General features: G+C 73.2%; 1 protein-coding gene. It reads right to left on the bottom strand.

Annotated elements, in window-relative coordinates; genetic code table 11:
- On the bottom strand, positions 1-392 hold a 392-nt coding region (locus JSX79_RS18035), incomplete at both ends, for an NADPH-dependent F420 reductase (protein WP_374475801.1).

Genomic DNA, 392 nt, shown 5'->3' with positions numbered 1-392 from the left:
GCCCGGCGTCCACGACGTCGAACCCGAACTGGTCGATGAGGTCCGACACGACCCGCTTGGCCTCGGCGTCGTCCCCGGCCACCACGAGCGCGCGACGGTCCGGGGTGCCCGCAGCGGAGGCGTGGCCGGTGAGGTCCGCGGCGCCGATGTGGTTGAACGCCTTCACGACCCGGGCGCCGGGGAGGTGGTCCTGCAGGAGCTCCGCGGTCGTGGTGGTCTCGGAGTCGAGCGCCTCGACGTGGCCGTCGCGCTGCGGGTAGTAGTTGTTCGTGTCGATCACGACCTTGCCCTCGAGGGGGCCGGCCGGGATGGTCTCGATCGCGGCGAGCGGGGTCGTGACGACGACGATCTCGCCCGAGGCCGCCGCCTCGTCGCGGGTCGCGGCACGGGAA

This window comes from Curtobacterium sp. GD1, assembly GCF_020882855.1.
Classification (GTDB): domain Bacteria; phylum Actinomycetota; class Actinomycetes; order Actinomycetales; family Microbacteriaceae; genus Curtobacterium.
The sequence above is the reverse complement of the archived record's forward strand: the minus strand, read 5'-3'. Positions and strand labels throughout refer to the sequence as shown.